Annotated in this window: 21 protein-coding genes; 17 read left to right on the top strand and 4 right to left on the bottom strand. The window is 68.7% G+C overall.

The genetic code is table 11. From position 1 onward, the window contains the following. The first annotated feature begins 183 nt into the window (after positions 1–183). From ACFO27_RS03575 to ACFO27_RS03565, 3 genes are all read left to right on the top strand, one after another. Positions 184–1,272 carry a TRAP transporter substrate-binding protein gene (locus ACFO27_RS03575; protein WP_376816033.1) on the top strand — a complete coding sequence of 363 codons (1,089 nt, stop codon included), beginning with the start codon at positions 184–186 and terminating at the stop codon, positions 1,270–1,272. Between the two features lie 116 nt (positions 1,273–1,388). Continuing rightward, entirely contained in the window at positions 1,389–2,000 is a 612-nt protein-coding gene (locus ACFO27_RS03570) for a TRAP transporter small permease subunit (protein WP_376816032.1), read from the top strand. A 2-nt stretch (positions 2,001–2,002) separates the two neighbouring features. Next, positions 2,003–3,691, top strand: a complete 1,689-nt coding sequence (locus ACFO27_RS03565; RefSeq protein WP_376816031.1) for a TRAP transporter large permease — start codon at positions 2,003–2,005, stop codon at positions 3,689–3,691. A gap of 108 nt (positions 3,692–3,799) precedes the next feature. Here ACFO27_RS03565 and ACFO27_RS03560 read toward each other — a convergent pair whose 3' ends face one another. After that, positions 3,800–6,391, bottom strand: a complete 2,592-nt coding sequence (locus ACFO27_RS03560; RefSeq protein WP_376816030.1) for an EAL domain-containing protein — start codon at positions 6,389–6,391, stop codon at positions 3,800–3,802. 292 nt (positions 6,392–6,683) lie between these two features. Between ACFO27_RS03560 and ACFO27_RS03555 the strand changes: the two genes are divergently transcribed. Together ACFO27_RS03555 and tdh are read left to right on the top strand one after the other, a co-directional pair. Further along, the gene (locus ACFO27_RS03555) at positions 6,684–7,886 is read left to right on the top strand and encodes a glycine C-acetyltransferase (RefSeq protein ID WP_376816029.1); all 1,203 of its coding nucleotides are present in this window, start codon (positions 6,684–6,686) and stop codon (positions 7,884–7,886) included. Positions 7,887–7,905: 19 nt separating this feature from the next. Further along, on the top strand, positions 7,906–8,931 hold the full coding sequence (gene tdh / locus ACFO27_RS03550; RefSeq protein ID WP_276808568.1) for an L-threonine 3-dehydrogenase: 1,026 nt from the start codon (positions 7,906–7,908) through the stop codon (positions 8,929–8,931). Here the strand turns inward: tdh and ACFO27_RS03545 are convergent, their stop codons facing one another. Both ACFO27_RS03545 and ACFO27_RS03540 read right to left on the bottom strand, forming a co-directional pair. After that, positions 8,932–9,900: an asparaginase gene (locus tag ACFO27_RS03545; RefSeq protein WP_376816028.1), complete on the bottom strand. Its 969-nt coding sequence runs from the start codon at positions 9,898–9,900 to the stop codon at positions 8,932–8,934. It abuts the gene before it with no gap. Then, positions 9,900–11,189, bottom strand: a complete 1,290-nt coding sequence (locus ACFO27_RS03540) for a Glu/Leu/Phe/Val family dehydrogenase (protein WP_376816027.1) — start codon at positions 11,187–11,189, stop codon at positions 9,900–9,902. Before ACFO27_RS03540 ends, ACFO27_RS03545 begins: the two co-directional genes overlap by 1 nt. 222 nt (positions 11,190–11,411) lie before the next feature. Here ACFO27_RS03540 and ACFO27_RS03535 point away from each other — a divergent pair, with 222 nt between their 5' ends. From ACFO27_RS03535 to ACFO27_RS03500, 8 genes are all read left to right on the top strand, one after another. Further along, complete coding sequence (locus tag ACFO27_RS03535; protein ID WP_376816400.1) at positions 11,412–12,179, top strand: phosphoadenylyl-sulfate reductase; 768 nt, start codon at positions 11,412–11,414, stop codon at positions 12,177–12,179. Then, positions 12,176–13,087, top strand: a complete 912-nt coding sequence (gene cysD / locus ACFO27_RS03530; RefSeq protein ID WP_376816026.1) for a sulfate adenylyltransferase subunit CysD — start codon at positions 12,176–12,178, stop codon at positions 13,085–13,087. Before ACFO27_RS03535 ends, cysD begins: the two co-directional genes overlap by 4 nt. Before the next feature lie 32 nt (positions 13,088–13,119). Next, complete coding sequence (locus ACFO27_RS03525) at positions 13,120–14,418, top strand: sulfate adenylyltransferase subunit 1 (protein ID WP_376816025.1); 1,299 nt, start codon at positions 13,120–13,122, stop codon at positions 14,416–14,418. 133 nt (positions 14,419–14,551) lie between these two features. Then, on the top strand, positions 14,552–15,463 hold the full coding sequence (locus ACFO27_RS03520) for a LysR substrate-binding domain-containing protein (RefSeq protein ID WP_376816024.1): 912 nt from the start codon (positions 14,552–14,554) through the stop codon (positions 15,461–15,463). 142 nt (positions 15,464–15,605) lie between these two features. After that, positions 15,606–16,820 carry an ABC transporter substrate-binding protein gene (locus ACFO27_RS03515; protein ID WP_376816023.1) on the top strand — a complete coding sequence of 405 codons (1,215 nt, stop codon included), beginning with the start codon at positions 15,606–15,608 and terminating at the stop codon, positions 16,818–16,820. Positions 16,821–16,925: 105 nt separating this feature from the next. Further along, positions 16,926–17,801, top strand: a complete 876-nt coding sequence (locus ACFO27_RS03510) for a branched-chain amino acid ABC transporter permease (protein ID WP_376816022.1) — start codon at positions 16,926–16,928, stop codon at positions 17,799–17,801. A 7-nt stretch (positions 17,802–17,808) separates the two neighbouring features. Further along, positions 17,809–19,752 (top strand): ABC transporter permease subunit, encoded by a 1,944-nt coding sequence (locus tag ACFO27_RS03505; protein ID WP_376816021.1) that lies wholly within the window; start codon positions 17,809–17,811, stop codon positions 19,750–19,752. Continuing rightward, the gene (locus ACFO27_RS03500) at positions 19,746–20,465 is read left to right on the top strand and encodes an ABC transporter ATP-binding protein (protein WP_376816020.1); all 720 of its coding nucleotides are present in this window, start codon (positions 19,746–19,748) and stop codon (positions 20,463–20,465) included. Before ACFO27_RS03505 ends, ACFO27_RS03500 begins: the two co-directional genes overlap by 7 nt. On the opposite strand, the gene ACFO27_RS03495 is transcribed toward ACFO27_RS03500, so the two are convergent. Then, positions 20,447–21,148, bottom strand: a complete 702-nt coding sequence (locus tag ACFO27_RS03495; protein ID WP_376816019.1) for a Crp/Fnr family transcriptional regulator — start codon at positions 21,146–21,148, stop codon at positions 20,447–20,449. The genes ACFO27_RS03500 and ACFO27_RS03495 overlap by 19 nt on opposite strands. Before the next feature lie 148 nt (positions 21,149–21,296). Between ACFO27_RS03495 and ACFO27_RS03490 the strand changes: the two genes are divergently transcribed. Genes ACFO27_RS03490 through ACFO27_RS03475 form a run of 4 tightly spaced genes read left to right on the top strand, consistent with a single transcriptional unit; the run spans position 21,297 to position 26,133 of the window. Then, complete coding sequence (locus ACFO27_RS03490; RefSeq protein WP_376816018.1) at positions 21,297–23,258, top strand: AMP-dependent synthetase/ligase; 1,962 nt, start codon at positions 21,297–21,299, stop codon at positions 23,256–23,258. Next, a complete protein-coding gene (locus ACFO27_RS03485) occupies positions 23,259–24,098 on the top strand; it encodes an ABC transporter ATP-binding protein (RefSeq protein WP_376816017.1) in 840 nt (279 codons plus the stop codon). It abuts the gene before it with no gap. A gap of 28 nt (positions 24,099–24,126) precedes the next feature. After that, entirely contained in the window at positions 24,127–25,056 is a 930-nt protein-coding gene (locus ACFO27_RS03480; RefSeq protein ID WP_376816016.1) for a branched-chain amino acid ABC transporter permease, read from the top strand. A gap of 15 nt (positions 25,057–25,071) precedes the next feature. Further along, positions 25,072–26,133 (top strand): branched-chain amino acid ABC transporter permease, encoded by a 1,062-nt coding sequence (locus tag ACFO27_RS03475; protein WP_376816015.1) that lies wholly within the window; start codon positions 25,072–25,074, stop codon positions 26,131–26,133. The last annotated feature ends 47 nt before the right edge of the window (positions 26,134–26,180 follow it).

Genomic DNA, 26,180 nt, shown 5'->3' with positions numbered 1-26,180 from the left:
GCGGCCGGGTAGGTGGGTTTCCCTATTGCCGTCATGGAAATTGGCAGATTCAATCGGGAAAAACACTAGGCGTTATTACTGATTGCGGGAAGCTTCAAGTTTCGTGCATCATGCACGCGCTCTCGACCGTTTACAAAACGGCACATTTGACCGGTTTACCAACCAACTTAGGGGCTCTCTCTCATGCAACGTCGTTCCTTCCTCAAGAAGGCTGCCCTCGGCGCGGCCGCTGGCGGCGCCACCCTGGCCGCTCCCGCTTTCGCCCAGGAATCCCCCGCCATCTCCTGGCGCCTGGCCTCCAGCTTCCCACGCAGCGCCGACGCCATCTACTCGGGCGGCGAAAACATCGCCAAGTTCGTGTCCGAGGCGACCGGTGGCAAGTTCCAGATCCGCGCCTTCCCCGGCGGCGAGATCCTGCCCGCCCTGGGCGTGCTCGACGGCGTGCAGAACGGCACGGTCGAATGCGGCCATACCGCGTCTTACTACTACTACGGCAAGGACCCGGCCCTGTGCTTCGACGGCGCCGTGCCCTTCGGCCTGAACACCCGCCAGTACAACGCCTGGATGCGCCACGGCGATGGCATGAAGCTCCTGCGCGAACTGTTCGCCAAGTTCAACATCGTCAACTTCCCCTGCGGCTACACCGGCACCCAGATGGGCGGCTGGTTCCGCAAGGAAGTCAAGACGGTCGAAGACCTCAAGGGCCTGAAATTCCGCACGGCGGCCTTCGCCGGCGCGGTGCTGATGAAGCTCGGCGTGGTGCCGCAGCAGATCGCCGGCGGCGACATCTATCCGTCCCTGGAAAAGGGCACCATCGACGCGGCCGAGTGGATCGGACCCTACGACGACGAGAAGCTCGGCTTCCATCGCGTGGCGCCGTTCTACTACTTCCCCGGCTGGTGGGAAGGCACGCTGCAGGTGTCCCTGTACGTGAACAAGGACAAGTACGAAGCCCTGCCCAAGCACTACCAGGCCGTGCTCGACCAGGCCTCCGCCCTGGCGACCAACACCATGATCGCCACCTACGACGCGGAAAACCCGAACGCCCTCAAGCGCCTGATCGCCGAAGGCGCCAAGCTGCGCGCCTTCCCGAAGCCCGTCATGGACGCCTGCTACAAGGCCGCCCAGGAAACCTATGCGGAACTGTCCGCCAAGGATCCCGGCTTCAAGAAGATCCACGACGCCTACATGGGCTTCCGCGACCATGAAATCCCGTGGTTCCGGATCGCCGAAGGCAGCTTCGACCAATACATGGCCACGGCGGCCAAGTAATCGACGCCTCGTGCCGGCCTGCTTTTGAAGGCCGCTCATGACCGGATCGCGCACCAGCCCCCCTCGAGGGGGCTTGCGCGTGTCCGGCCGCAACACTTTTTTCATCGGCTCTCACCATGAATGCACTTCTCGCCCTGTCGCGAGCGATCGACGCCGTCAATCGCCGCGTGGGCCGGGCCGTGACCTGGCTGATCCTGCTCGCGGTACTCGTCAGCGCCACCAACGCGACGGTACGCAAGCTGTTCAACGTCAGTTCCAACGCCTGGCTCGAACTGCAGTGGTATCTGTTCGGCGCCATCTTCCTGCTGGCGTCCGGCTACACCCTGCTCAAGAACGAACACGTCCGCGTCGACGTCCTGGCCTCGCGCTTTCCCCGGCGCACCCAGCTCTGGATCGAAATCATCGGCGTGCTGTTCTTCCTGCTGCCCGCCTGCGGGCTCATCATGTGGCTGTCCTGGCCGTTCTTCATGGACGCCTACGTCAATCATGAACAGTCCTCGAACGCGGGCGGCCTGATCCGCTGGCCGGCCAAGCTGCTGATCCCCATCGGCTTCGCCCTGCTGGTGGCAGCCGGCGTCTCGCACCTGATCAAGTGCATCGGCTGCCTGCGCGGCCAGTGCCCCGATCCCCGCGACGTGCACACGGGCAAGTCCGCCGAGGAACTGCTCGCCGAAGAAATCGCCCGCGAGGCGCAACAGCGCGAGGCCGCCTCGCATGAGGGGCACTGACCATGGAAGCATTGTTTCTGGCCTATATGGCGCCGATCATGTTCGGCATGCTGGTGGTCCTGCTGCTGCTGGGCTTCCCGGTGGCCTTCTCGCTGGCGGCCAACGGCATCCTGTTCGGCCTGATCGGCATCGACATGGGCCTGCTGTCCCCGGCCCTGTTCCAGGCCCTGCCGCAGCGCGTGTTCGGCGTGATGGGCAACGAGTCCCTGCTGGCGGTGCCGTTCTTCACCTTCATGGGCCTGATCCTGGAGCGCTCCGGCATGGCCGAGGACCTGCTGGAGACCGTCGGCCAGCTGTTCGGCCCGCTGCGCGGCGGCCTGGCGATCGCGGTCATCCTGGTGGGCGCGATGCTGGCGGCGACCACCGGCGTGGTGTCCGCCTCGGTGATCTCGATGGGCCTGATCTCGCTGCCCATCATGCTGCGCTACGGCTATGACCGCCGTCTCGCGGCCGGCGTGATCGCGGCCTCCGGCACGCTGTCGCAGATCATCCCGCCGTCGCTGGTGCTGATCGTGCTGGCCGACCAACTGGGCCGTTCCATCGGCGACATGTACAAGGGCGCCTTCCTGCCGGGCTTCGCCCTGACGGGGCTGTACATCCTGTACGTCGTCCTGATGGCGCTGTTCCGGCCCAAGCTGGCGCCGGCCATTCCGCCCGAGGCGCGCACCTTCGTCGAGCCCAACGGCGGCCACGGCATTCCCTCGCTGCTGGTGCTGATGGCGCTGGCCGTGGGCATTTCCGTCGGCGGCGTGGAACTGATGCTGGACGACGGGGCGCACGTGGACGAGCTGATCGTCACCAGCATCCTGGTCTGGGGCGCGGCGGCCTTCGTCATGGCCGGGCTCAACAAGGTCCTGCGCCTGGGCTTGCTGTCGCAGATCGCCGAGCGCGTGACCTTCGTCATGATCCCGCCGCTGGCGCTGATCTTCCTGGTGCTGGGCACGATCTTCATCGGCGTGGCCACGCCCACCGAAGGCGGCGCCATGGGCGCGGTCGGCGCGCTGGTGATGGCCATGATCAAGCGGCGGCTGAACTTCAAGCTGCTGCGCCAGGCCATGGACACCACCACGACGCTGACCTGCTTCGTGGTGTTCATCCTGATCGGCTCCTCGGTGTTCAGCCTGACCTTCCGCGGCGTGAACGGCGACCTGTGGGTCGAGCACCTGCTCACCGGCCTGCCGGGCGGCGAGATGGGCTTCCTGGTCGTGGTCAGCATCCTGACCTTCTTCCTGGCCTTCTTCCTGGACTTCTTCGAGCTGGCCTTCATCATCGTGCCGCTGATCGGGCCGGTGGCGGACAAGATGGGCATCGACCTGATCTGGCTGGGCATCCTGCTGGCCGTGAACATGCAGACGTCCTTCATGCACCCGCCGTTCGGTTTCGCGCTGTTCTACCTGCGATCGGTGGCGCCCAAGGAAGACTACCAGGACCGGGTCACCGGCAAGACCATCGCCAAGGTCACCACCGGCCAGATCTACTGGGGCTCGATCCCCTTCATCGCGATCCAGATCGTCATGGTGATCCTGGTGCTGCTGTATCCGGGCATGGTCACCCACTACAAGGCCGACCGCCCCCAGGTCAACATCGAGGACGTCAAGCTCGACATGGGCAACTTCGGCGGCTACGGCGCCGGGGCCGACGGCCAGACGCCGGGCACGTCGGACCAGGACTACAACAATATGTTCAAGTAGGGCGCCTCGCCCGGCCGGTCCCGCCCTGGCGGCGCCGGCCGGGCGGCCTCCCGTCGAAAGGGCCGGCATGCCGGCCCTTTCCTTTTGTCCGCTTCCCCGGAGAGGGCCTCAGGCCGGATCGCCGGCGGGCCGCCGCCGCGCGCGCACCACGTCCAGCCAGGCCTCGAGCGGCATGGGGCGGGCCAGCAGGTAGCCCTGCAGGGCGTGGCAGCCGTGTTCGACCAGGAACCGGGATTGCGCCTCGGTCTCCACGCCCTCGGCGACCACGCGCAGGTTGAGCTGGTCGGCCATGGCCAGGATCAGCTGCGCGATGGCGACGCTGTCGCTGTCGTTGGGGATGTCCTGGACGAGGCTCTTGTCGATCTTCAGTTCGTACAGCGGCAGGCGCTTCAGGTAGGCCAGGTTGGAATAGCCGGTGCCGAAATCGTCGATGGAAAAACGGATGCCCAGCAGGGACAGCGCCTGCATGCGCCGGGCCACGGCCTGCATGTCCTGGATCAGCACGCCTTCGGTGATCTCGAAGATCAGCCGGTTGCCGGGCACGCCCTTGCTGGCCAGCGTGTCGCGGACGTATTCGGTGAACTGGGGCTCCATCAGCCTCCGGGGGCTGACGTTCAGGGACAGGGGATAGGTTTCGCCTTCTTCCCTCAGGGCCAGCAGGGCGTCGCAGGCGAACTGCAGGGACCAGGACCCCAGCAGGCTGATCAGGCCGGTTTCCTCCGCGACGGGGATGAACAGGGCGGGCGAGACGGCGCCCCGGGTGGGGTGGGTCCAGCGGGCCAGCAGCTCGCCGCCGGTGACGCGCCCGTCGCGGCCGAACTGCGGCTGCACGTGCAGGGTGAGGCTGGGCGTGCCGATGGCCTGCAGCAGGTCGTGCTCCAGCCAGAGCCGCTGCTCGACCTCGGACTGCAGGCTCTGCTCGTAGAAGGTGACCTGGTTGCCGCTATGCTGCTTCGCGCGGTGGGTGGCCATGTCGGCCTCGCGCATCACGGTATCGGTGGTCTGGCTGTCGGTGTGGATCAGGGTCAGGCCGATGCTGGCGGTGACGTAGGCGGGCTTGTCCTGGATGGAGAACGCGCTGTTGCAGATGGCGAGCCGTATCTTCTCGGCCACGTGCATGGCGTTGCGGGCCGCGTCGCTGACGTTGCCGCCCAGGTCGTCGAGCAGCACGATGAATTCGTCGGCGCTGACGCGCGACACCAGGTCCCGGTCGCGCACGCTGGTCCGCAGGCGGTCCGCGATGCCGCACAGCACCTGGTCGCCCGTGCCGTGCCCGTGCATGTCGTTGATCCGCTTGAAGCCGTCCAGGTCGATCAGCAGCAGGGCGCCGATGGACCGGCCCTGCCGGGCCGCCTCGATCATCTGGGTCAGGTGGCCCAGCGCCGTGCGCCGGTTGGGCAGGCCGGTCAGCGTATCGTAGACGGCCAGGTGGTGGGCGGTTTCCTCGGCGCGCAGGCGTTCGGTGATGTCGGTGGCGACCGTGCAGATGGCTTCCAGGGCGCCGTCCGGGCCGCGCATGGGCGCCTTGATCGTCAGGAAGGTGCGGGGTTCGCCGTGGGGCGGCCGGATGGTCATCTGGGATACGCTGCGCTCGCGCGAATCCACGACGGCCTGGTCGCTGCGGTGGATGCTGTCCAGGGAATCGGCGTCCGTCAGGGCCTCGTCGTCCCGCAGGCCGATGAGCTTGCCTTCGCCCAGCCCCAGGAACTCCTCCTGCTTGCGGTTGGCGAAGGTGTAGCGGAAGTCCAGATCCTTGATGCCGACCGAGGCGTCGATGGCGTCCATGATCGCGCCCAGGCGGCGTTCGGTGCGCCGCAGGCGCCGCCGTTGCCGGCCGAGCTGGATGCGCAGCAGCAGCGTGGCGATCAGGGCCAGGGTCAGCAGGCCGCTCAGGCCGGCGACGATCCAGAGGCCGTGGCGGTCCAGCAGGGTCTGGGATCGCGGCAGGCGCCAGCTGTCCAGCGTGCGGTAATAGAACGAGCCCGGCGTGGCCTGCCAGGCGCTGAGGTGGCGGTCGATGGCCGCCAGGACCTCCGGGTGCCGGCCTTTCGGGGAGGCGAAGTAGGCCTGGGTGGGCTGGAAGATGATGGGGGTGGCGACGAGCCTGTATTCCTGCGCCAGCAGTTCGCCGACGTAGAAATCGGCCACCACGGCGTCGTCCATGTGGGACTGCACGCGCTGGAAGCCGACTTCCAGGTTCTGCACGGCGTCGGCGCGGGCGTCGATCCGCAGGCCCGAGAACGTGGTCTTCAGGTAGTCCTGCTGGGTCGAGCCCGCCAGGACCGCGATCGAGTGGCCCCGGAGGTCCTCGATCGAGCGCAGGACATGGTCCGGCCGGGCATAGACCTGGGACCAGCTGTGCAGCGCGGGGACGTGGTGCAGGCTGAATGCCTGGGCCCGTTCCAGGGTGTAGTAGACGTCGGGCAGCAGGTCGATCTTGCCGTCGGCCAGCAGCCGCATGCATTGTTCCCAGGCGCAGGCCTGGGTCCGGATCGTCCAGCCTTCCCGGCGGGCGATTTCGTTCAGCAGTTCGCCCAGGATCCCGGCGGGCCGGCCGTCCCGGGCGATGTAGACGTCGGGCTTCTGGTCGTAGATGCCGACATCCAGGGTCAGGGCGCGAGCGGCCGGCGCGAGCATGCCCAGGCACAGCGCCAGGGCTGGCAGGAGGATGCCGCGGTGCGTGCGGTCGCGAGAGGCCATAGGGTTCGGTCCGGTATCCGGGTGCCCGGCTGGGCTGCGCGCGGTTCCTCGATGGCGGAACGGTTTCCGGCGCGTCCTGGCATGGAGCCAAAAGAGGACATCATAGTGCCGGGCGCGGCGCGGCAAAGTGCTGCACAGCCCGCAGGATTGTCATCAGTTGTCGAGATTGTGAACAATGTCAAGACAGCCGGATCCGGCGCCGGGGATGCGCGGGGCTTCGGGGATGCGAGGGCGGCGGCGTACAATGCCGGCACGCGTTTCCATTCCGATGCATTCCCCCAAAAGGTGAATCATGTCCCAGCGATTCCTTGCTGATGCGCGCGCCCGGATCGGGCAGCTGCGCGAAGATGGTTTCTACAAGTCCGAGCGTGTCATCGCCAGCCAGCAGTCCGCGCGCGTGCGGCTGGCCGGCGGCGCCGAGGTGCTGAACTTCTGCGCCAACAATTACCTGGGCCTGGCCAACGATCCTCGCCTGATCCAGGCGGCCGCCGAGGGCCTGGCCGCCGACGGTTTCGGCCTGGCGTCGGTGCGCTTCATCTGCGGCACCCAGACGGGGCACAAGGCCCTGGAAGCCGACCTGGCCCGCTGGCTGGGAATGGGGGACGCCATCCTGTATTCCAGCTGTTTCGACGCCAACGGCGGCCTGTTCGAGGCCCTGCTGGACGAGCAGGACGCCATCGTCAGCGACGCCCTCAACCACGCCAGCATCATCGACGGCATCCGCCTGTGCAAGGCGCGCCGCTACCGCTACGCCAACAACGACATGGACGACCTGCGCGCGCAGCTCCAGGCGGCCCGCGACGGCGGGGCGCGGCACGTCATGATCGCCACGGACGGCGTGTTCTCCATGGACGGCATCATTGCCGACCTGGCGGCGATCTGCGACCTGGCCGACGAGTTCGACGCCCTGGTGATGGTGGACGATTCCCATGCCGTGGGCTTCATGGGCGCGGGCGGGCGCGGCACGCCGGAACATTGCGGCGTCGCGGGCCGGGTCCACATCCTGACCGGGACGCTGGGCAAGGCGCTGGGCGGGGCCTCGGGCGGCTACGTCGCGGCCGATCCCGTGATCGTCGACCTGCTGCGCCAGCGTTCCCGCCCCTACCTGTTTTCCAACACGCTCGCGCCGGCCATCGTGGCGGCGTCCCGGCGGGTGATCGGGCTGCTCCAGGACGCCGAAGGCGCGGAACTGCGCGCCCGCGTGCACCGCAACGGTGCGCACTTCCGCCGCGAGATGCAGGCGCTGGGCTTCGACCTGGTGCCCGGGGAACACCCGATCATCCCGGTGATGCTGGGCGACGCCGCCCTGGCCGGCCGCATGGCCGACGCCCTGCTGGAGCAAGGCATTTACGTGATCGGTTTTTCCTATCCCGTGGTGCCCAAGGGCCGCGCCCGCATCCGCACCCAGATGAGCGCAGCTCACGCGCCCGAGGACATCGACCGCGCCGTCCGGGCTTTCGCCCGCGTGGGACGTGAACTGGGCGTGATCGCCTGATACAGGAACAGGAGTCTCCATGAGAGCCTTGGCCAAAACGCAGCCCGCCGCCGGGCTGGAAATGGTGGATGTCCCGAAGCCCGTCATCGGGCACAACGACCTGCTGATCCGCATCCGCAAGACCGCCATCTGCGGCACGGACATCCACATCTGGAAATGGGACGACTGGGCGGCGCGCACCATCCCCGTGCCCATGCACGTCGGCCATGAATACGTGGGCGAGGTCGTGGAGATCGGCCAGGAAGTCCAGGGCTTCCGGATCGGCGACCGCGTCTCCGGCGAAGGGCACATCACCTGCGGCCATTGCCGCAACTGCCGCGCCGGCCGCCGGCACCTGTGCCGCAACACCCAGGGCGTGGGCGTCAACCGCCCCGGCGCCTTCGCCGACTACCTGGCGATCCCGGCCTTCAACGCTTTCCGCATCCCGGACGACGTGTCCGACGACCTGGCCGCCATCTTCGATCCCTACGGCAACGCCACCCATACGGCGCTGGCCTTCGACCTGGTGGGCGAGGACGTGCTGATCACCGGCGCCGGCCCGATCGGGGCCATGGCGGCGGCGATCGCCCGCCACGTGGGGGCGCGCAACGTCGTCATCACCGACGTCAACGACTATCGCCTGGACCTGGCCGCCCGCATGGGCGCCAGCCGCACGGTGAACGTGGCCCGCGAGGACCTGCGCGACGTGATGCGCGAACTGGGCATGACCGAGGGCTTCGACGTGGGCCTGGAAATGTCCGGCGTGCCCAGCGCCTTTTCCTCGATGCTGGACCAGATGAACCATGGCGGCAAGATCGCCATGCTGGGCATCCTGCCCGACGGCGTGGGCATCGACTGGAGCCAGGTGATCTTCAAGGGCCTGGAGATCAAGGGCATCTACGGCCGCCAGATGTTCGAGACCTGGTACAAGATGGTCGCCATGCTGCAGAGCGGCCTGGACCTGTCGCCCATCCTGACGCACCGCTATCCGGTGGCGGACTTCCGCCAGGGCTTCGAGGCGATGCTGTCGGGGCAGAGCGGCAAGGTCGTCCTGAGCTGGGACTGACTACAGCCGCCGCAGCAGGTCGCCGATTTCAGCGCGGTCCATCCCGCGCGCCAGCGCCAGCCGCAGGGCGATGCGCGCCTGCAGGGGATTGAGCGCATGGGCCGCCAGCGGGCCGCCGGCGCCGGAGTCCGTGACCAGGCCGTCGGGCACCCGGCTGGCGCGCACGCAGACCAGCCCCCGGCGGATCGCCTGGGCGCAGCCCCGCGCGGCGGCCGGGCTCAGGCTGCCGTTGCCCATGGACGCGACCACGATGCCGCGCGATCCGGCCCGGATCGCGGCGGCGTAGGGGTGCGGGGGCGCGTCCTGGTAATCCAGGATGATGTCCACCGGGGGCAGGGCGCGCAGGCCGGCCAGGGAAAATTCCGCCGCGTCGGGCAGGTCCGGACGCAGGGCATAGCGGACCCGGCCGTCGGTGACCGCGCCCAGGACGCCCTCGCCGTCCGCCCCGAAGGCGTCGACCCGGGTGGTGTGGCGCTTGGCCGCGTGCCTCGCGGCCACGATGCGGTCGTTCATGACCACCAGCACGCCCCGGTCGCGGCTGGCGGGATCCGCCGCCGTCAGCAGGGCGTTGACCAGGTTCAGCGGCCCGTCGGCGCTCAGGGCCGAGGCCGGGCGCATGGCGCCGACCAGCACGACGGGCTTGGGACTGCGCACCGTCAGGTGCAGGAAGAAGGCGGTTTCCTCCAGGCTGTCGGTCCCGTGGGTCACGACCACCGCGTCCACGTCCGCGTCGCGCGTGTGGCGCTCCACGGCGCGCGCCAGCCGCAGGACCCGGGCGGTGCCCAGGTCCCGGCTGTCCACGTTGAACGGCTGTTCGCAGCGGATGTCGGCCACGTCGGCCGCCCCGGGGATCGCCGCCAGCATGGCCTCGATCCCCTGGGTGACCCGGTAGCCGGTCAGCGTGCGGGCGTCGCCGGCCGTGGCGGCGATGGTGCCGCCCGTGCCGATCAGGACCAGGCGTGGCCGCATCAGGGGTACAGGCCGCGCACCTGGCGGGCTTCGAGGATGCGGGTGCAGGCCACGATGAAGGACGCCGTGCGCAGCGACACCCCGTGCTGGCGGGCCACCGCGGACACGGCCGCGTAGGCGGCGCGCATCATGGCTTCGAGGCGGTGGTTGATTTCCTGTTCCGTCCAGAAGAAGCTGGAGAAGTCCTGCACCCATTCGAAGTAGCTGACCGTGACGCCGCCCGCGTTGGCGACCACGTCCGGGACGATGACCGTGCCCTTGGCCGAGAGGATGTCGTCGGCCTCGGGGGTGGTCGGACCGTTGGCGCCTTCGACCAGGATGCGGGTGCGGATCAGGTCGGCGTTGTCGCGGGTGATCTGGCCTTCCAGGGCGGCCGGGATCAGGATCTCGGTTTCCAGCGACCAGAATTCCTTGGGGCTGAGCGACTGGGCGTCGGGGGCGCCCGCCACGCCGCCGCTTTCGCGCACGTGGTCGAACAGGGCCAGGACGTTCAGGCCGTTGGCGTTGTGGACGATGCCGGTGTGGTCGTAGACCGCGACGACCTTGGCGCCGGCTTCGTGGAACAGGCGCGCGGCGGTGCCGCCCACGTTGCCGAAGCCCTGGATGGCGACGCGCGCGCCCTTGATGTCGATGCCGGATTCGCGCGCGGCTTCGCAGGCCGCCACGTACACGCCGCGGCCCGTGGCTTCGACGCGGCCCAGGCTGCCGCCCAGCGAGATCGGCTTGCCGGTCACCACGCCGGTGGTGGTGGCGCCTTCGTTCATGGAGTAGGTGTCCATCATCCAGGCCATGATCTGGCCGTTGGTGTTGACGTCCGGCGCGGGGATGTCCTTGTTGGGACCGATGATGTCGTGGATTTCGCTGGTGTAGCGGCGCGTGATGCGTTCCAGTTCGCCCTGGGAATACTTGCGCGGGTCGATGCGGATGCCGCCCTTGGCGCCGCCGAAGGGCAGGTTCACGGCGGCGGACTTGACCGACATCCAGGCCGACAGGGCCATGACTTCGGACAGGGTCACGTCCTGGTGGTAGCGCACGCCGCCCTTGCCGGGGCCGCGCGAGGTGTTGTGCTGCACCCGGTAGCCCTCGAAGTGGGCGACCGTGCCGTTGTCCAGTTCGACCGGCACGTCCACGATCAGGATGCGCTTGGGGCGCTTCAGGGTTTCGACCCAGCGCGCCAGGGAGCCCAGGTAGGGCGTGACGCGGTCGACCTGTTCCAGATAGATGCCCCAGGGGCCGGGGTGGGCCGGATCCATGTAGGAGGGCAGGGCTTGGGAAATCGGTTCGGGCATGGTGTGCGACCTTTTGTAATGAGTGCAGAACAGTCAGGGACATACTACCGGCCCCATTTTAGTGCGGCGGCGGCATTCTGTGGCCCGCATCGGCCGGACGAGGGGGCTCCGGTTATATGGAACCAACGTTTTTTTCGTTCCGGCCAGGACGGCGGACGGGCACACTGGGTGCTTCCGCCGGCGGGAAGGCCGGCTTCGTCCTGTTGGAGATCGATCGTGCCGATGTCGCTGTCCCCGCCGCTGGCGGCGCGCTGGGAGGCCCTGCTGGCCAGCCTGTGGCGCATCGCGGACCTGCATCCCGACGCGCTGCTGGCGTCGTCCATGGGGGTCGAGGATACCCTGCTGATCCATGCCGTGGCGCAGCTTTCCCGGCCGCTGGAAGTCTTCATGCTCGACACCGGCCGCCTGCACGCCGAGACCCTGGCCATGGTGGACGTCGTGCGCGAGCGCTACGGCATCGAGGTGCGCGTGATGCGTCCCGACCCCGGGGCCGTGCGGGACCACGTGGCCGCGCATGGCGAGTTCGCCTTCTACGAAAGCGTGGAATTGCGCAAGGCCTGCTGCGGCATCCGCAAGGTCGAGCCGCTGCGCCGCGCGCTGGCGGGCCGCACGGCCTGGATCACCGGCCAGCGGCGCGAGCAGTCCCTGACCCGGGTCGAACTGCCCGAGACCGAATGGGACGACACCTTCGGCCTGCGCAAATTCAATCCCCTGGCGTTCTGGACGACCGACGAGGTATGGGGCGTGGTGCGCGCGCTGGGCGTGCCCTACAACCCGCTGCACGACCGGGGCTACCCCTCGATCGGCTGCGAACCCTGTACGCGCGCCGTGCACCCCGGCGAGGATCCGCGCGCCGGCCGCTGGTGGTGGGAACAGCGCGACAGCCGCGAATGCGGCCTGCACGCCGGCAACCTGCGCGCGGCCGGACGACCCGGGGTGCGCCCGCGCGACCCCATCCCCACGGACACTACGGAAACATTGACATCATGAGCACCGCCCTTCTCGCCCGGACCCATCTCGACTGGCTGGAATCCGAGGCCATCCACATCCTGCGGGAAGTCGCCGCCGAATGCGCGCGGCCCGTGCTGCTGTTTTCCGGCGGCAAGGACTCCTGCGTGCTGCTGCGCCTGGCGGAAAAGGCCTTCCGCCCGGGCCGCTTCCCCTTTCCGCTGATGCACATCGACACCGGCCACAACTTTCCCGAAGTGATCGCCTTCCGCGACCGCCGGGCGGCGGAACTGGGCGAGGAACTGATCGTGCGCGGCGTCGAGGACTCCATCGCGCGCGGCACGGTGGTGCTGCGCCATGCCCATGATTCGCGCAACGCGGCCCAGGCCACGACGCTGCTGGAATCGATCGCGGAATTCGGCTTCGACGCCTGCATCGGCGGCGCCCGCCGGGACGAGGAAAAGGCCCGCGCCAAGGAACGCATCTGCTCGTTCCGCGACGAATTCGGCCAGTGGGACCCCAAGGCCCAGCGCCCGGAACTCTGGAACCTGTACAACACCCGCGTGCATCCGGGCGAGAACATCCGCGTCTTCCCGATCTCGAACTGGACCGAGCTGGACGTCTGGCAGTACATCGAGCGCGAGAACCTGGACCTGCCCTCGATCTACTACGCGCACGAACGCGAGGTCGTGCGCCGCAACGGCCTGCTGGTGCCCGTCACGCCGCTGACCCCGCCGCGCGAGGACGAGCCGGTCGAACGCCTGAGCGTGCGCTTCCGCACGGTGGGGGACGTGTCCTGCACCTGCCCGGTGGCGTCCACGGCGTCCACGCCCGCCGACATCATCGCCGAGACGGCCGTCACCACCATCACCGAGCGCGGCGCCACGCGCATGGACGACCAGACCTCCGAGGCGTCGATGGAACGGCGCAAGAAGCAGGGCTACTTCTGAGCGGCCCGCCCCGGACAAAGGAATCCCCCACCATGAACGCAATCAATGAACAATGGCAGGCCGCGCCGGAAACCAGTGTGCTGCGCCTGATCACCGCCGGGTCCGTGGACGACGGCAAATCCACGCTGATCGGCCGCCTGCTGGTCGACAGCAAGGGCGTGTTCGCCGACCAGCTCAAGGCCATCGCGGGCTCGAAATACACCCGCGCCCCCGACAGCGGGCTCGACCTGGCGCTGCTGACCGACGGCCTGGAGGCCGAGCGCGAGCAGGGCATCACCATCGACGTGGCCTACCGCTATTTCGCCACGCCGGCGCGCAAGTTCATCGTCGCCGACGCGCCCGGCCACGAGCAGTACACGCGCAACATGGTCACGGGGGCCTCGACGGCCGACGCCGCCGTGATCCTGATCGACGCCAGCCGGGCGAGCGACGGCCGGCTGCTGCCGCAGACCAAGCGCCACAGCACCCTGGCCCGCCTGCTGGGGCTGCGCCACATCGTGGTGGCGGTCAACAAGATGGACCTGGTCGACTGGGACCGGGCGGTGTTCGAGCGGATCCACGCGGCCTACCGCGACCTGGCCGAGCGCCTGGACATCCCGGCCTTCCACATCGTGCCGCTGTCGGCCCTGTCGGGCGACAACGTGGTGCGGCCCAGCGAGCGGACGCCCTGGTACCAGGGGCCGCCGCTGCTGACCCTGCTGGAGAACCTGCCGGTGGACGCGGAGCGCGAGGAAGGGCAGGCGCGCTTCTTCGTGCAGTGGGTGATCCGCCACAACGGCAGCGGTCCCGACGCGTTCCGGGGCTACGCCGGACAGTTGCGGGGCGGCGCCTGGCAGGTCGGCGACGCCGTCCAGGTGCTGCCGAGCCGCGAGTCCGCCCGCATCGCGGGCCTGCTGCGCGGCGCGCAGGCGGTCGACCAGGCTCTGCCGGGCGACAGCATCACGGTGGTGCTGGACCGCGACATCGACCTGTCCCGGGGCGACGTGCTGGTCGACGCGCAGGCGCAGCCGGCGCTGGACCGGGACTTCGAGGCGGACCTGTGCTGGCTGGACCAGCAGGCGCTGAATCCGGCGCGGCTGTACTGGCTGAAGCAGGGCACCCGCCTGACCCAGGTCCGCGTCCAGGCCGTGCGCACCCGGCGCGACATCCACGAGCTGCGCTCGGTGGACTGGAACGGCACCCTGGCCATGAACGACATCGGCCGCGTGCAACTGAGGGCCCGCGATCCCCTGGTCCTGGACGACTACGACGACCAGCGGGCCACGGGCGCCTTCATCCTGATCGACACGGCCACGAACCAGACGGCGGCGGCGGGACTGGTCCGGCGCTGAGCGCGCGATCCGGGGCGGTCCCGCCCCGTCCGGGAACCGTCCCGGGCTGGGGCGAATCCCGATGGGCGGCGGCGGGGCTCCGTGCCAGAATGGCGCGGGGTGGCCGGCGTCCGGCCCGTCGCCATGAAGCCACATGCTCCGATTCGCCCACCAGAACCTCCGCCTGCCTTCCCTGGCCACCATCCAGGCGTTCGAATCCGCCGCCCGGCTGGGTTCGTTCGGCCGGGCGGCCGAAGAGCTCTGCATCACGGCCAGCGCCATCGGCAAGCGCATCACCCAGCTGGAAGCCGCGCTTGGCCAGCCCTTGTTCGACCGCGGCAGCCGGGGCGTCGCGCTGACCGCGGCGGGCCACGAATACCTGGACCAGATCGAAACCGCGCTGCACCTGCTGTCCGACATTTCCCTGCATCGCCGGTCCCGGCCCCGGGAGCGCATCCGGCTGGTCACGACGCCGACCTTCGGGCATTACATCCTGGGCCCGCACCTGCACGAATTCACCTCGGTCCACCCCAACGTCGACATGAGCGTGGTGCTGTCGATCCCCTACCTGGACATCGGCCCCACGCAGGCGGACTTCTGGGTGCGCTTCGGCCTGGGCCGGTATCCGGGCGCGGTGTCGGAGCGCCTGACGGGCGACGCCGTGTTCCCGGCGTGCGCCCCCGGCTACCTGGCGCGCCACGGCGCCCTGCGCCGTCCCGCCGACCTGGCCGGCGCGAACCTGCTGCGCTGCCCCCTGGACCCCTGGAAGCCCTGGTTCGACGCCGCCGGGCTGGATTGGCCGGAACCCGAAGGGGGCGTGAGCTTCTTCGACGTGGGGCTGGCGATGACCGCCGCGCGGGCGGGCCAGGGCGTCATCATCGCGCGCCGCAGCCTGGCGGGCGCCTACCTCGACGAAGGCAGCCTGGTCGCGCCGTTCGGGATCCGGGCGGCGCCCGATTCCCACTACTACCTGTGCCGCGAGGCCTCCACGCCGCTGACGGGCGCGCACTTAGCGTTTTCCCTATGGATCAAGGCGCTCTGCGCCCGGATCTCCCAGTCTTCCTAGGCCTTGCGCCGGGGTGCGGAATTTCTTTCCACCCTGGCCCGATGCAATTTCCGACAGCGCTCCGGGACGGTCGATAGACTTTCCGCCGTGCATGTGAAACAGGCCGGCGCGTCCGCCGGCCGCATCGAGAACGGGAGACGACATGACATTCCAAAAGACCTGCCTGGCCCTGGCCATCACCCTGTCGCTGGCAGCGACCGCCCAGGCGGCCGACACCATCAAGGTCGGCGTATCCGGGCCCTTCACGGGGGGGTCTTCCTCCATGGGCGTGAGCATGCGCGACGGCGTGCGCCTGGCCGCCCAGGACATCAACGCCAAGGGCGGGGTGCTGGGGCGCCAGCTCGAACTGGTCGAGCGCGACGACGAGGCCAAGAACGAGCGCGGCGTGCAGATCGCCCAGGAACTGATCAACCGCGAGCGGGTCGTCGCGACCGTGGGCTTCATCAACACCGGCGTGGCCCTGGCCTCGACCCGCTTCTACCAGAACGCCGCCATCCCGGCCATCGCCAACGTGGCGACGGGTTCGGTGGTCACCCAGCAGTTCCTGCCGCCGAAGTACGAGCACAACTACGTGTTCCGCATGTCGGCCGCCGACAACATCCAGGCGCCCATGATCGCCGCCGAGGCCGTCACCAAGCGCGGCTTCAAGAAGGTCGCCATCATGGCCGATTCCACCAACTACGGCCAGTTGGGCCGCGAGGACATGGAAAAGGCGCTGGACAAGCTGGGCGTCAAGCCGGTGGCGGTGGAAAAGTTCAACATCGGCGACGTCGACATGACCGCGCAACTGCTGCGCGCCAAGGAAGCCGGCGCCGAGGCTCTGCTGACCTACGGCATCGGCCCCGAGCTCGCGCAACTGGCCAACGGCATGGCCAAGCTCGGCTGGAAGGTGCCCCTGATCGGCAGCTGGACGCTGGCCATGGCGAACTTCATCGACACGGCGCGCGCCAACGGCGACGGCGCCCTGATGCCCCAGACCTTCATCCAGAACCCCAACACGCCCAAGCGCAAGGCCTTCATCGACGCCTACGTGCAGACCTTCAAGCCCAAGCACGACCGGATCGAATCGGCCGTGTCCGCCGCCCAGGGCTACGACTCGGTGCTGCTGCTGGCGGCCGCCATCGAGCAGGCCGGCAACACCAAGGGCGCCGACATCCGCGCCGCGCTCGAAAGCCTGAAGAAGCCCGTCGAAGGCGTGATCATGACCTACAAGGCACCCTACTCGACGGCCGACCACGAGACCATCGACGGTCCCGACCTGGTCTACATGGGCGAGGTGTCCAAGGGCCGCGTGGTCTTCGCCCACCCCGAGGACGAGCAGCGCAGCGTCGCCAACGCCGGCCAGTCCGCGCAGTAACCGCACCGCCGCACCGCCGCGTCCCGCCTCGCGGCGGGACGCGCGTTCCGATGCGCGGTCCCGGGGCGCCTTCGCCCCGGGCGGCGCGTTCCCGCTGGAAAGAACATGACGATTTTTCTGCAACTGGCCTATAGCGGCGTGGCCCTGGGCATGATCTACGCGGTCATCGCCTTCGGCTACCAACTGACCTACGCCACCTCCGAGACCCTGAACTTCGGCCAGGGCGACGCCCTGATGCTGGGAGGGCTGGTCGGCCTGACCCTGGTCGGGATGGGCGTGAGCTACTGGCTGATGATCCCCCTGGTCTGCATCTTCGGCATGGCGCAGGGCGCCGTGGTCGAGCGCGTGGCCGTGCGCCCCGCGATCGAGGCGCGGTCCGAGTTCGGCTGGATCATGGCGACCATCGCCCTGGGCATCATCTTCCGCAACACGGCCGAGAACATCTGGGGCCGCGACGCGCTGCACTTCCCTTCGCCCGTGTCCGAAACCCCCTTCAGCGTGCTGGGCGCCAACATCCTGCCGATGGAACTGCTGGTGGTCGCGGGCGCGCTGCTGATCATGGGCGCCATCGAGCTGTTCAACCGCGTGTCGATCTACGGCAAGGCGGTGGTGGCGACCTCCGGCGACCGCGACGCCGCCGGCCTGATGGGCATCAACACCAAGCTGGTCATCACGTTTTCCTATGCGCTGTCCTCCCTGACGGCCGCCTTCGCGGGCGTGCTGGTCGCTCCGCTGACGCTCACCGGCGCCTCCATGGGCGCGGTGCTGGGCCTGAAGGCCTTCGCCGTGGCCATCGTGGGCGGCCTGAACAGCGGCCTGGGCGCCATCGTGGGCGGCCTGCTGCTGGGCGTCATCGAGACCACCACCGGCTTCTATCTCTCCACCGGCTACAAGGACGTCCCCGGCCTGATCCTGCTGCTGCTCGTCCTGACGGTGCGGCCCGCCGGGCTGTTCGGCAAGACCGCCATCAAGAAGGTCTGATCCCATCATGAACAAGAAGCATCTGCTGTCTTTCGCCGCGCTGGCCGCCGTGCTGGCGATGGTGCCGCTCGGCGTCGACAATCCCTACTACCTGCACCTGATCGAGACCATCCTGATCTACGCGGTCCTGCTGCTCGGGCTGGACATCGTGGTGGGCTACACCGGCCAGGTGTCCCTCGGCCACGCGGGCCTGTTCGGGATCGGCGCCTACACCGTCGGGACCCTGGTCCTGCACCTGGACATGCCGTTCTGGATCACGCTGCCCGCCGCCGTCGTGGTGACGGCGGGCTTCGGCGCGATCCTGGCCCTGCCGGCGCTGCGGGTGACGGGCCCCTACCTGGCCATGGTGACCCTGGCCTTCGGCACCATCATCCAGATCCTCATCAACGAGATGGACTTCCTCACGGCGGGGCCCATGGGCATCAGCCTGGAAAAGCCCGTCATCGCCGGCCACATGCTGAGCGGCCCGGAGTTCTTCTGGCTGGTGCTGGCCCTGCTGGCACTGGCGGTGCTGTTCACCGAGCGCGTCGCGCGCTCGCACTACGGGCGCGCCTTCGAGGCCCTGCGCGACAGCCCCATCGCCTGCGACTGCATGGGCGTGTCGGTCTACCGCTACAAGGTCGTGGCCTTCGTCATCAGCGCCGGCCTGGCCGGCCTGTCGGGCGCGCTGCACGCCTATTCCGAGCAATACATCTCGCCCAACACCTATACCTTCGAGCTGATGGTGCTGTTCCTGCTGGCCCTCATCATGGGCGGGCGCAAGACCCGCTCGGGCGCGCTGCTGGGGGCGGCCATCATCGTGCTGCTGCCCAAGATGCTCGACGACGTGTCCACCTTCCGGCCGCTGGCCGTGGGCCTGGCGGTGCTGGTCGTGGCCGGCGCCGCGATGGCGGTGCGGCGCGGCCGGGCCACGCCCGCGCGCATGGCGGCGCCCGTGATCGGCGCCCTGGTCCTGGCCGGCGGTTCGCTGGCGCTGGACCAGATGACCGACTGGCGGCTGTCGATCTTCGGCCTGATGATCCTCTTCGTCGTCTATTACCTGCCGGACGGCATCGTCGGCTTCGTGACGCACGCGCTGGGCCGTTCCCAGGCGGCTCCGGCTCCGGCCCTGGCCGGGCGGGCGGAGGCCGTCCCGGCGGCCGAGGACGGCGGGCTGCCGGACGCCTCGCACGGCGTGCTGCTCGCCGTCGGCCAGGCCGTGATGCAGTTCGGCGGGCTCAAGGCGCTCAACGGGGTCGACCTGGAAGTGCGGCGCGGCACGATCCACGGGCTGATCGGCCCCAACGGTTCGGGCAAGAGCACCATGATGAACGTGCTGACGGGCATCTACATGCCCACGTCCGGTTCCGTGGTCTTCGCCGGCCGCGACCTGGCCGGCCTGACCTCCGCGCAGATCGCCTCGCGGGGCGTGGCGCGCACCTTCCAGAACGTGCAGCTCTTCGGCGAGATGAGCGCGCTGGAAAACGTGCTGGTCGGGCTGCATCATTCCTTCGGCAGCGGGCTGGCGGGCGTCGCGCTGCGCACGCCCGGCTGGCGGCGGGAAGAACGCCAGGCCCGCGCCCGGGCGCTCGGACTGCTGGAATTCGTCGGCCTGGCGCCGCTGGCCCACGAAGAGGCGCGCAACCTGCCCTACGGCAAGCAGCGCCTGCTGGAAATCGCTCGCGCCCTGGCGCTCGACCCCCAGCTGCTGCTGCTCGACGAGCCGGCGGCCGGCCTGACGGCCCCGGACATCGAGGAACTGCTGGACATCATGCGCAAGCTCAAGGCGCGCGGCCTCACCGTGATCCTGATCGAGCACCACATGGACGTGGTGATGGGGGTCTGCGACGCGGTGTCGGTGCTGGATTTCGGACAGAAGATCGCCGAGGGGCTGCCCGCCGACGTGCAGGCCGACCCCCGGGTCGTGGAGGCCTATCTGGGCGGTGAACAGGCGGGAGCGCAGGCATGCTGAAGATCGAGAACCTGGAAGCTGGCTACGGCAAGGTCAAGGTGCTGCACGGCATCAGCCTGGACGTGCCCGCCGGCAAGGTCGTGACCCTGATCGGGTCCAACGGGGCGGGCAAGACCACCACCATGCGGGCCGTGTCCGGCATGCTGCGGCCTTCGGCGGGCACCATCGTCCTGGGCAACCGGGCGATCCAGGGGCTGGAATCCCACCGGATCGCCCGCCTGGGCCTGGCGCATTCCCCCGAAGGCCGGCGCGTCTTCCCCACGCTGAGCGTCACGGACAACCTGCTGCTGGGCGCCTTTCCGCGCCTGACGGGCAGCCGCGCGCGCGGCGACGTGGCCCGCGACCTGGATCGCGCCCTGGACCTGTTCCCGCGCCTGAAGGAACGGCGCGCGCAGCTGGCGGGCACCCTGTCGGGCGGCGAGCAGCAGATGCTGGCCATGGCGCGCGCGGTCATGCTCGACCCCGAGGTCGTGCTGCTGGACGAGCCGTCGATGGGGCTGGCCCCCATCCTGGTCGACGAGGTGTTCCGCATCATCTCGCGCCTGAAGTCCGAGGGCGTGACGATGCTGCTGGTGGAACAGTTCGCCGCGGCGGCGCTGGCGGTCGCGGACTACGGCTACGTGCTGGAAAACGGCCGCATCGCCGTCGAAGGCCCCGCGCAGCGGCTGCGCAACGATCCCGCCGTGGCCGCGGCCTACCTGGGCGGGCACTGAACGTCTTCCGAGCCCGTGTAGTGCTTCAGCCCGTCCAGGTCCAGCACCTGGACGGCGCCGTATTCGACCCTGAGCAATCGCGCGGCTTCCAGCGCGCGCAGGGCCTGGTTGGTGCGCTGGCGGGAAATGCGCGCCAGGAAGCCGATTTCCTCCTGGGTGATTTCCAGGCGCATCGAATTGCCAGGGTACAGCAGCGGATTGAACAGTTCCGCCAGGCAGCGCGCCACGCGGGCGTCGGGGGCCAGCAGGCGGTCGTATTCGGCCTTGCCGATGAACTGCGCCACCCGTTCGTTCAACTGGTGCAGCAGGTAGCGGTTGAAGGGGATGCTGGCGTCCAGCAGCCAGTAGAACGTGTCGCCGCGCAGGCGGGCGATGGTGCTGCGGCGCAGGGCGATGATGTCGTACTTGCGGGCTTCCCGCTTCAGCAGCGAGCCTTCGCCGATCCAGCCGCCGGCCGGCACCCCGGTCAGGGACGCCAGCTTGCCGTCGGCGTTGCCCACCGACACTTTCACCAGCCCGTCGAGCACGCCGATCCAGGAGCAGGCGACCACGCCCTTGTGCTCGACGATGGTGCCGGCCTCGACGTGCGCCACGGCGGTGTCCTGCAGGACGCGCGCCTGCTGCTCGTCGTCCAGCAGGTCGAACCAGGCGGCGCGCGCCGGCAAAGCCTGAGTCAGGTTCATGGGGACTTACCCTAGATCGAGATCGAATGTCATACGTGCGACAGTCGGGGGCGGGCCGCTGCCTGTACCTTAGTCCGCGACACCGCCCATCAGAGGCGCACTGAAGGCCCTGCGCAGCGCAGGATCCGCGCACGGCCGAGGAGACATCATGGTACAGGAAACCACCGCCGCAACGACGTTCCCCGCCCTGCTGATGCACCATGCGCGGGCGCGCGGTTCGCGGCCCGCGATCCGGGAAAAGGACCTGGGCATCTGGCAGACGCTGACCTGGGCCCAGGTGGCGGCCGAGGTCCGGCGCGTGGCCTCGGGGCTGGCCGAATTGGGGGTCCGCTCGGGCGAGCACGTCGCCGTGGTCGGCGAGAACCGCCCCCGGCTGTACATGGCGATGATGGCGGCCCAGTGCCTGGGCGCCATTCCCGTGCCGCTCTACCAGGACGCGGTGGCCGAGGAAATGGCCTACGTGCTCCAGGACGCCGAGGTCGGCGTGGTGGTGGCCGAGGACCAGGAGCAGGTCGACAAGATGCTGGAAGTCTCGGGCCGCTGCCCGGCGTTGCGCCACGTCGTCTACGACGATCCGCGCGGCCTGCGCCATTACGACGATCCGCGCCTGCTGGCCTGGGAAGCCCTGTTGTCGCGCGGCGACGAGCGCGCCCACCGGCTGCCGGACGAGATCGACGGCCGCATCGCCGCCATCGGCCCCGACGACACGGCCGCGATGTTCTATACCTCCGGGACCACGGGCAAGCCCAAGGGCGTGGTCCTCAGCCACCACGCGCTCATCGACCGGGCGCGGGTCATCGAGCGCTTCGAGGGCCTGACCGACCGGGAGGACGTGCTGGCCTACCTGCCGCCCGCCTGGATCGGGCAGAACATGTTTTCCTACACGCAGTTCCTGACCACGGGCTTCACCGTGAATCATCCGGAATCGCCCGAAACCGTGTCGATCGACATGCGCGACATCGGCCCCACCTATTATTTCGCGCCGCCGCGCGTGCTCGAGGGCCTGCTGACCCACGTCACGATCCGCATGGAGGACGCCGGCCGCTTCAAGCGCTGGCTGTACCGCCGGGCGATGGGCCTGGCGCGGCGGGTGGGGGACAGGATCCTGGACGGCGGCGCGGGCGTCGGCCTGCTCGACCGCCTGAAATACGCACTGGGCGACCTGCTGGTCTACGGCCCCCTGCGCAATACCCTGGGCATGAGCCGGGTGCGCGTGGCCTATACGGCGGGCGAGGCCATCGGCCCCGACCTGTTCGTCTTCTACCGCTCCATCGGCATCAACCTGAAGCAGCTCTACGGCTCCACCGAAACCTCGGTCTTCGTCTGCGTCCAGGCCAACGGCCAGGTGCGCGACGACACGGTCGGCCCGCCCTGCGAGGGCGTGGACATCCGCGTGGCCGAGAACGGCGAGATCCAGCTGCGCAGCCCCGGCCTGTTCTCCGGCTATTACCGCAATCCCAAGGCGACGGCCGAATCCTACACGGAGGACGGCTGGTACCACACCGGCGACGCGGGCTACCTGGATACGGACGGCCAGCTGAAGATCATCGACCGCGCCAAGGACGTCGGCCACCTGTCCGACGGCAGCCTGTTCGCGCCGAAATACATCGAGAACAAGCTGAAATTCTTCTCCTTCATCAAGGAAGCCGTGGCCTTCGGGGCGGACCGCCCCGAGGTCTGTGCCTTCATCAACATCGACCTGGAGGCCGTCGGCAACTGGGCCGAGCGCCGCGGCCTGCCCTACGCCGGCTATACCGACCTGGCCGGCAAGGACGAGGTCTACGCCCTGATCCGGGACTGCGTCGAGCAGGTCAACGCCGACCTTGCCCAGGACCCGAAACTGGCGGCCTCCCAGGTCAGCCGCTTCCTGATCCTGCACAAGGAGCTGGATCCGGACGACGACGAGCTGACCCGCACCCGCAAGGTCCGCCGCGCTTTCATCGCGCAGAAGTACGCCGTGCTGGTCGAAGCGCTGTTCGAGGGCCGCGCGAGCCAGTTCATCGAAACCGAGGTCAAGTTCGAGGACGGCCGCACGGGCCGGATCTCCGCCGACCTGCGCATCGAACCCGCGGCCGTCGCGCGGCCCGAACCCCTGAAGAAGGTGGCCTGAATGACCGAACTGGCGATGGAACAGAACCGCGAAACGGCGCAGGACGGCGCCGCCGGCCGGGCAGGGCGGATCGGCGAGGTCATCCTGGACCTGCAGAACATTTCCCTGTCCTTCGGCGGGGTCAAGGCGCTGACGGACATTTCCTTCGACGTGCGCGAACACGAGATCCGCGCCATCATCGGCCCCAACGGCGCGGGCAAGAGCTCGATGCTGAACGTCATCAACGGCGTCTACACGCCCCAGGAAGGCCGCATCCTGCTGCAGGGCCGGCAGTTCGCCCGGATGAATCCGCGCCGCGCCGCCGAAATGGGCATCGCCCGCACCTTCCAGAACCTGGCCCTGTTCAAGGGCATGAGCGTGCTGGACAACATCATGACGGGCCGCAACCTGCGCATGAAGAGCGGCGTGCTGGCCCAGGCGCTGCGGCTGGGTTCGGCCGAGCGCGAGGAAATCGCCCACCGCGAGGTGGTCGAGAACATCATCGACTTCCTGGAGATCCAGGCCTGGCGCAAGACCCCGGTCGGGCGCCTGCCCTACGGCCTGCAGAAACGCGTGGACCTGGGCCGGGCGCTGGCCATGGAGCCGCGCATCCTGCTGCTCGACGAGCCCATGGCGGGCATGAACATCGAGGAAAAGCAGGACATGAGCCGCTACATCCTGGACGTGAACGACGAATACGGCACCACGATCGTGCTGATCGAGCACGACATGGGCGTGGTCATGGACATCTCCGACCGGGTCGTGGTGCTGGACTACGGCCGCAAGATCGGCGACGGCACGCCGGACGAGGTGCGCGGCAATCCGGAAGTCATCCGGGCCTATCTGGGCGCCAGCCACTAGGGCCATTCACGCTACTCGAGGAACCACGATGGGATTCTTTCTGGAAACGGTGATCGGCGGTCTGATGAGCGGCATGCTCTACGCCCTGGTGGCGCTGGGCTTCGTGCTGATCTTCAAGGCGTCGGGGGTGTTCAATTTCGCCCAGGGCGCCATGGTGCTGATCGCGGCGCTCGCCATGGCCCGCCTGTCGGGCTGGATCGACGCCTGGCTGGGCGGAAGCTCGCCCGTGCTGGCCAACCTGCTGGCCTTCGTGCTGGCCGCCCTGTTCATGTGGCTGGTCGCCGCGCTGGTCGAGCGCCTGGTGCTGCGCCACCTGGTCAACCAGGAGGCCACCACGCTGCTGATGGCCACCATCGGCATCAGCTATTTCCTGGACGGCATCGGCCAGATCCTGTTCGGCAGTTCGGTGTATTCGATCGACGTCGGCATGCCCAAGGACCCCGTCATCATCCTGGACACGGTGTTCGACGGCGGCGTGCTGGTCAGCCTCGAAGACCTGACGGCCGCCGTCGTGGCCGCCGTGCTGGTGGCGGTGCTGGCCTTCTTCTTCCAGTACACCACGGTGGGCCGGGCGCTGCGCGCCGTGGCCGACGACCACCAGGCGGCGCAGTCGGTGGGCATCCCGCTCAACCGCATCTGGGTGGTGGTGTGGACGGTGGCCGGCCTGGTGGCCCTGGTCACGGGCATCGTCTGGGGCTCGAAGTTCGGCGTGCAGTTCACCCTGTCCACGGCCGCCCTGCGGGCCCTGCCGGTGGTGATCCTGGGCGGCCTGACCTCGGTGCCCGGGGCCATCGTCGGCGGCCTCATCATCGGCGTGGGCGAGAAGCTGTCCGAGGTCTACCTGGGGCCCTTCGTGGGCGGCGGCATCGAGATCTGGTTCGCCTACGTGCTGTCCCTGGTGTTCCTGCTGTTCCGGCCCCAGGGCCTGTTCGGCGAAAAAATCATCGACCGCGTCTGACAGGAAGCCCCGCCCATGTTCTATCGTGAAAACGGCCAGTTCAAGAGCACCTACCGCTCGGACCAGCAGATCTTCCCGATCCGCCAGGACCGCTGGTTCATCGCCGGCCTGCTGCTGGTCGCCTTCGTCGCCATCCCGCTGGGCGCGTCGAACTACTTCCTGCAGGCGATCCTCACCCCCTTCCTGATCCTGTCGCTGGCGGCCATCGGCCTGAACATCCTGGTCGGCTATTGTGGCCAGATCTCCATCGGCTCGGGGGCCTTCATGGCGGTGGGCGCCTATGCCGCCTGGAACTTCGGCGTGCGCCTGGACCTGCCGCTGGTGGTCCAGATCCTGCTGGGCGGCGTGTTCGCCACCCTGGCGGGTGTGGTGTTCGGCGTGCCCAGCCTGCGCATCCGCGGCCTGTATCTGGCGGTGACGACGCTGGCGGCGCAGTTCTTCATGGACTGGGCTTTCCTGCGCATTCCCTACTTCACCAACTATTCGTCCTCGGGCAACGTGTCCGTGCCGGCGCTCGAGGCCTTCGGCCTGCCGGTGACGACGCCCGCGCAGAAATACCTGTTCGTGCTGTGCTTCGTGGCGGTCATCGGCCTGCTGGCCAAGAACCTGGTGCGCGGCGCCATCGGCCGGCAGTGGATGGCGATCCGCGACATGGACGTGGCGGCCGCCGTCATCGGCATCCGCCCGGTGTACGCCAAGCTCACCGCCTTCGCCGTCAGCTCCTTCATCATCGGCGTGGCGGGCGCGCTCTGGGCCTACATCCACCTGGGTTCCTGGGAACCCCTGGCCTTCGACCTGAACCGCTCGCTGCAGCTGCTGTTCATCATCATCATCGGCGGCCTGGGCTCCATCGTCGGCAGCTTCTTCGGCGCGGCCTTCATGGTGCTGGTGCCGGTGCTGCTGACCAACGTGCCGCACTGGCTGGGCCTGGACCTGCCGGTGGACGTGGCCTCGCACATCGAACACATGGTTTTCGGCTTCCTGATCGTCTTCTTCCTGATCGCGGAGCCGCACGGTCTGGCCAGGCTGTGGAGCATCGCCAAGGAAAAACTCAGGATCTGGCCGTTCCCCCATTGATGGACCGAGGGGGGCTTTGGGGCGGCGTTCGATCGGACCCGTTCTTT

The organism is Castellaniella denitrificans, assembly GCF_042653765.1.
In the GTDB taxonomy this organism is placed as follows: Bacteria; Pseudomonadota; Gammaproteobacteria; order Burkholderiales; family Burkholderiaceae_B; genus Castellaniella; species Castellaniella denitrificans.
Note: the sequence above shows the minus strand (reverse complement) of the source record. Positions and strands in the feature narration are given on the sequence as shown.

What these genes read in the sequence shown, in the direction of transcription:
- ACFO27_RS03575 (WP_376816033.1), top strand. Translation starts at nt 184, where the DNA reads ATGCAACGTCGTTCCTTCCTCAAGAAGGCTGCCCTCGGCGCGGCCGCT.
- ACFO27_RS03570 (WP_376816032.1), top strand. Translation starts at nt 1,389, where the DNA reads ATGAATGCACTTCTCGCCCTGTCGCGAGCGATCGACGCCGTCAATCGC.
- ACFO27_RS03565 (WP_376816031.1), top strand. Translation starts at nt 2,003, where the DNA reads ATGGAAGCATTGTTTCTGGCCTATATGGCGCCGATCATGTTCGGCATG.
- ACFO27_RS03560 (WP_376816030.1), bottom strand. Translation starts at nt 6,391, where the DNA reads ATGGCCTCTCGCGACCGCACGCACCGCGGCATCCTCCTGCCAGCCCTG.
- ACFO27_RS03555 (WP_376816029.1), top strand. Translation starts at nt 6,684, where the DNA reads ATGTCCCAGCGATTCCTTGCTGATGCGCGCGCCCGGATCGGGCAGCTG.
- tdh (WP_276808568.1), top strand. Translation starts at nt 7,906, where the DNA reads ATGAGAGCCTTGGCCAAAACGCAGCCCGCCGCCGGGCTGGAAATGGTG.
- ACFO27_RS03545 (WP_376816028.1), bottom strand. Translation starts at nt 9,900, where the DNA reads ATGCGGCCACGCCTGGTCCTGATCGGCACGGGCGGCACCATCGCCGCC.
- ACFO27_RS03540 (WP_376816027.1), bottom strand. Translation starts at nt 11,189, where the DNA reads ATGCCCGAACCGATTTCCCAAGCCCTGCCCTCCTACATGGATCCGGCC.
- ACFO27_RS03535 (WP_376816400.1), top strand. Translation starts at nt 11,412, where the DNA reads ATGTCGCTGTCCCCGCCGCTGGCGGCGCGCTGGGAGGCCCTGCTGGCC.
- cysD (WP_376816026.1), top strand. Translation starts at nt 12,176, where the DNA reads ATGAGCACCGCCCTTCTCGCCCGGACCCATCTCGACTGGCTGGAATCC.
- ACFO27_RS03525 (WP_376816025.1), top strand. Translation starts at nt 13,120, where the DNA reads ATGAACGCAATCAATGAACAATGGCAGGCCGCGCCGGAAACCAGTGTG.
- ACFO27_RS03520 (WP_376816024.1), top strand. Translation starts at nt 14,552, where the DNA reads ATGCTCCGATTCGCCCACCAGAACCTCCGCCTGCCTTCCCTGGCCACC.
- ACFO27_RS03515 (WP_376816023.1), top strand. Translation starts at nt 15,606, where the DNA reads ATGACATTCCAAAAGACCTGCCTGGCCCTGGCCATCACCCTGTCGCTG.
- ACFO27_RS03510 (WP_376816022.1), top strand. Translation starts at nt 16,926, where the DNA reads ATGACGATTTTTCTGCAACTGGCCTATAGCGGCGTGGCCCTGGGCATG.
- ACFO27_RS03505 (WP_376816021.1), top strand. Translation starts at nt 17,809, where the DNA reads ATGAACAAGAAGCATCTGCTGTCTTTCGCCGCGCTGGCCGCCGTGCTG.
- ACFO27_RS03500 (WP_376816020.1), top strand. Translation starts at nt 19,746, where the DNA reads ATGCTGAAGATCGAGAACCTGGAAGCTGGCTACGGCAAGGTCAAGGTG.
- ACFO27_RS03495 (WP_376816019.1), bottom strand. Translation starts at nt 21,148, where the DNA reads ATGAACCTGACTCAGGCTTTGCCGGCGCGCGCCGCCTGGTTCGACCTG.
- ACFO27_RS03490 (WP_376816018.1), top strand. Translation starts at nt 21,297, where the DNA reads ATGGTACAGGAAACCACCGCCGCAACGACGTTCCCCGCCCTGCTGATG.
- ACFO27_RS03485 (WP_376816017.1), top strand. Translation starts at nt 23,259, where the DNA reads ATGACCGAACTGGCGATGGAACAGAACCGCGAAACGGCGCAGGACGGC.
- ACFO27_RS03480 (WP_376816016.1), top strand. Translation starts at nt 24,127, where the DNA reads ATGGGATTCTTTCTGGAAACGGTGATCGGCGGTCTGATGAGCGGCATG.
- ACFO27_RS03475 (WP_376816015.1), top strand. Translation starts at nt 25,072, where the DNA reads ATGTTCTATCGTGAAAACGGCCAGTTCAAGAGCACCTACCGCTCGGAC.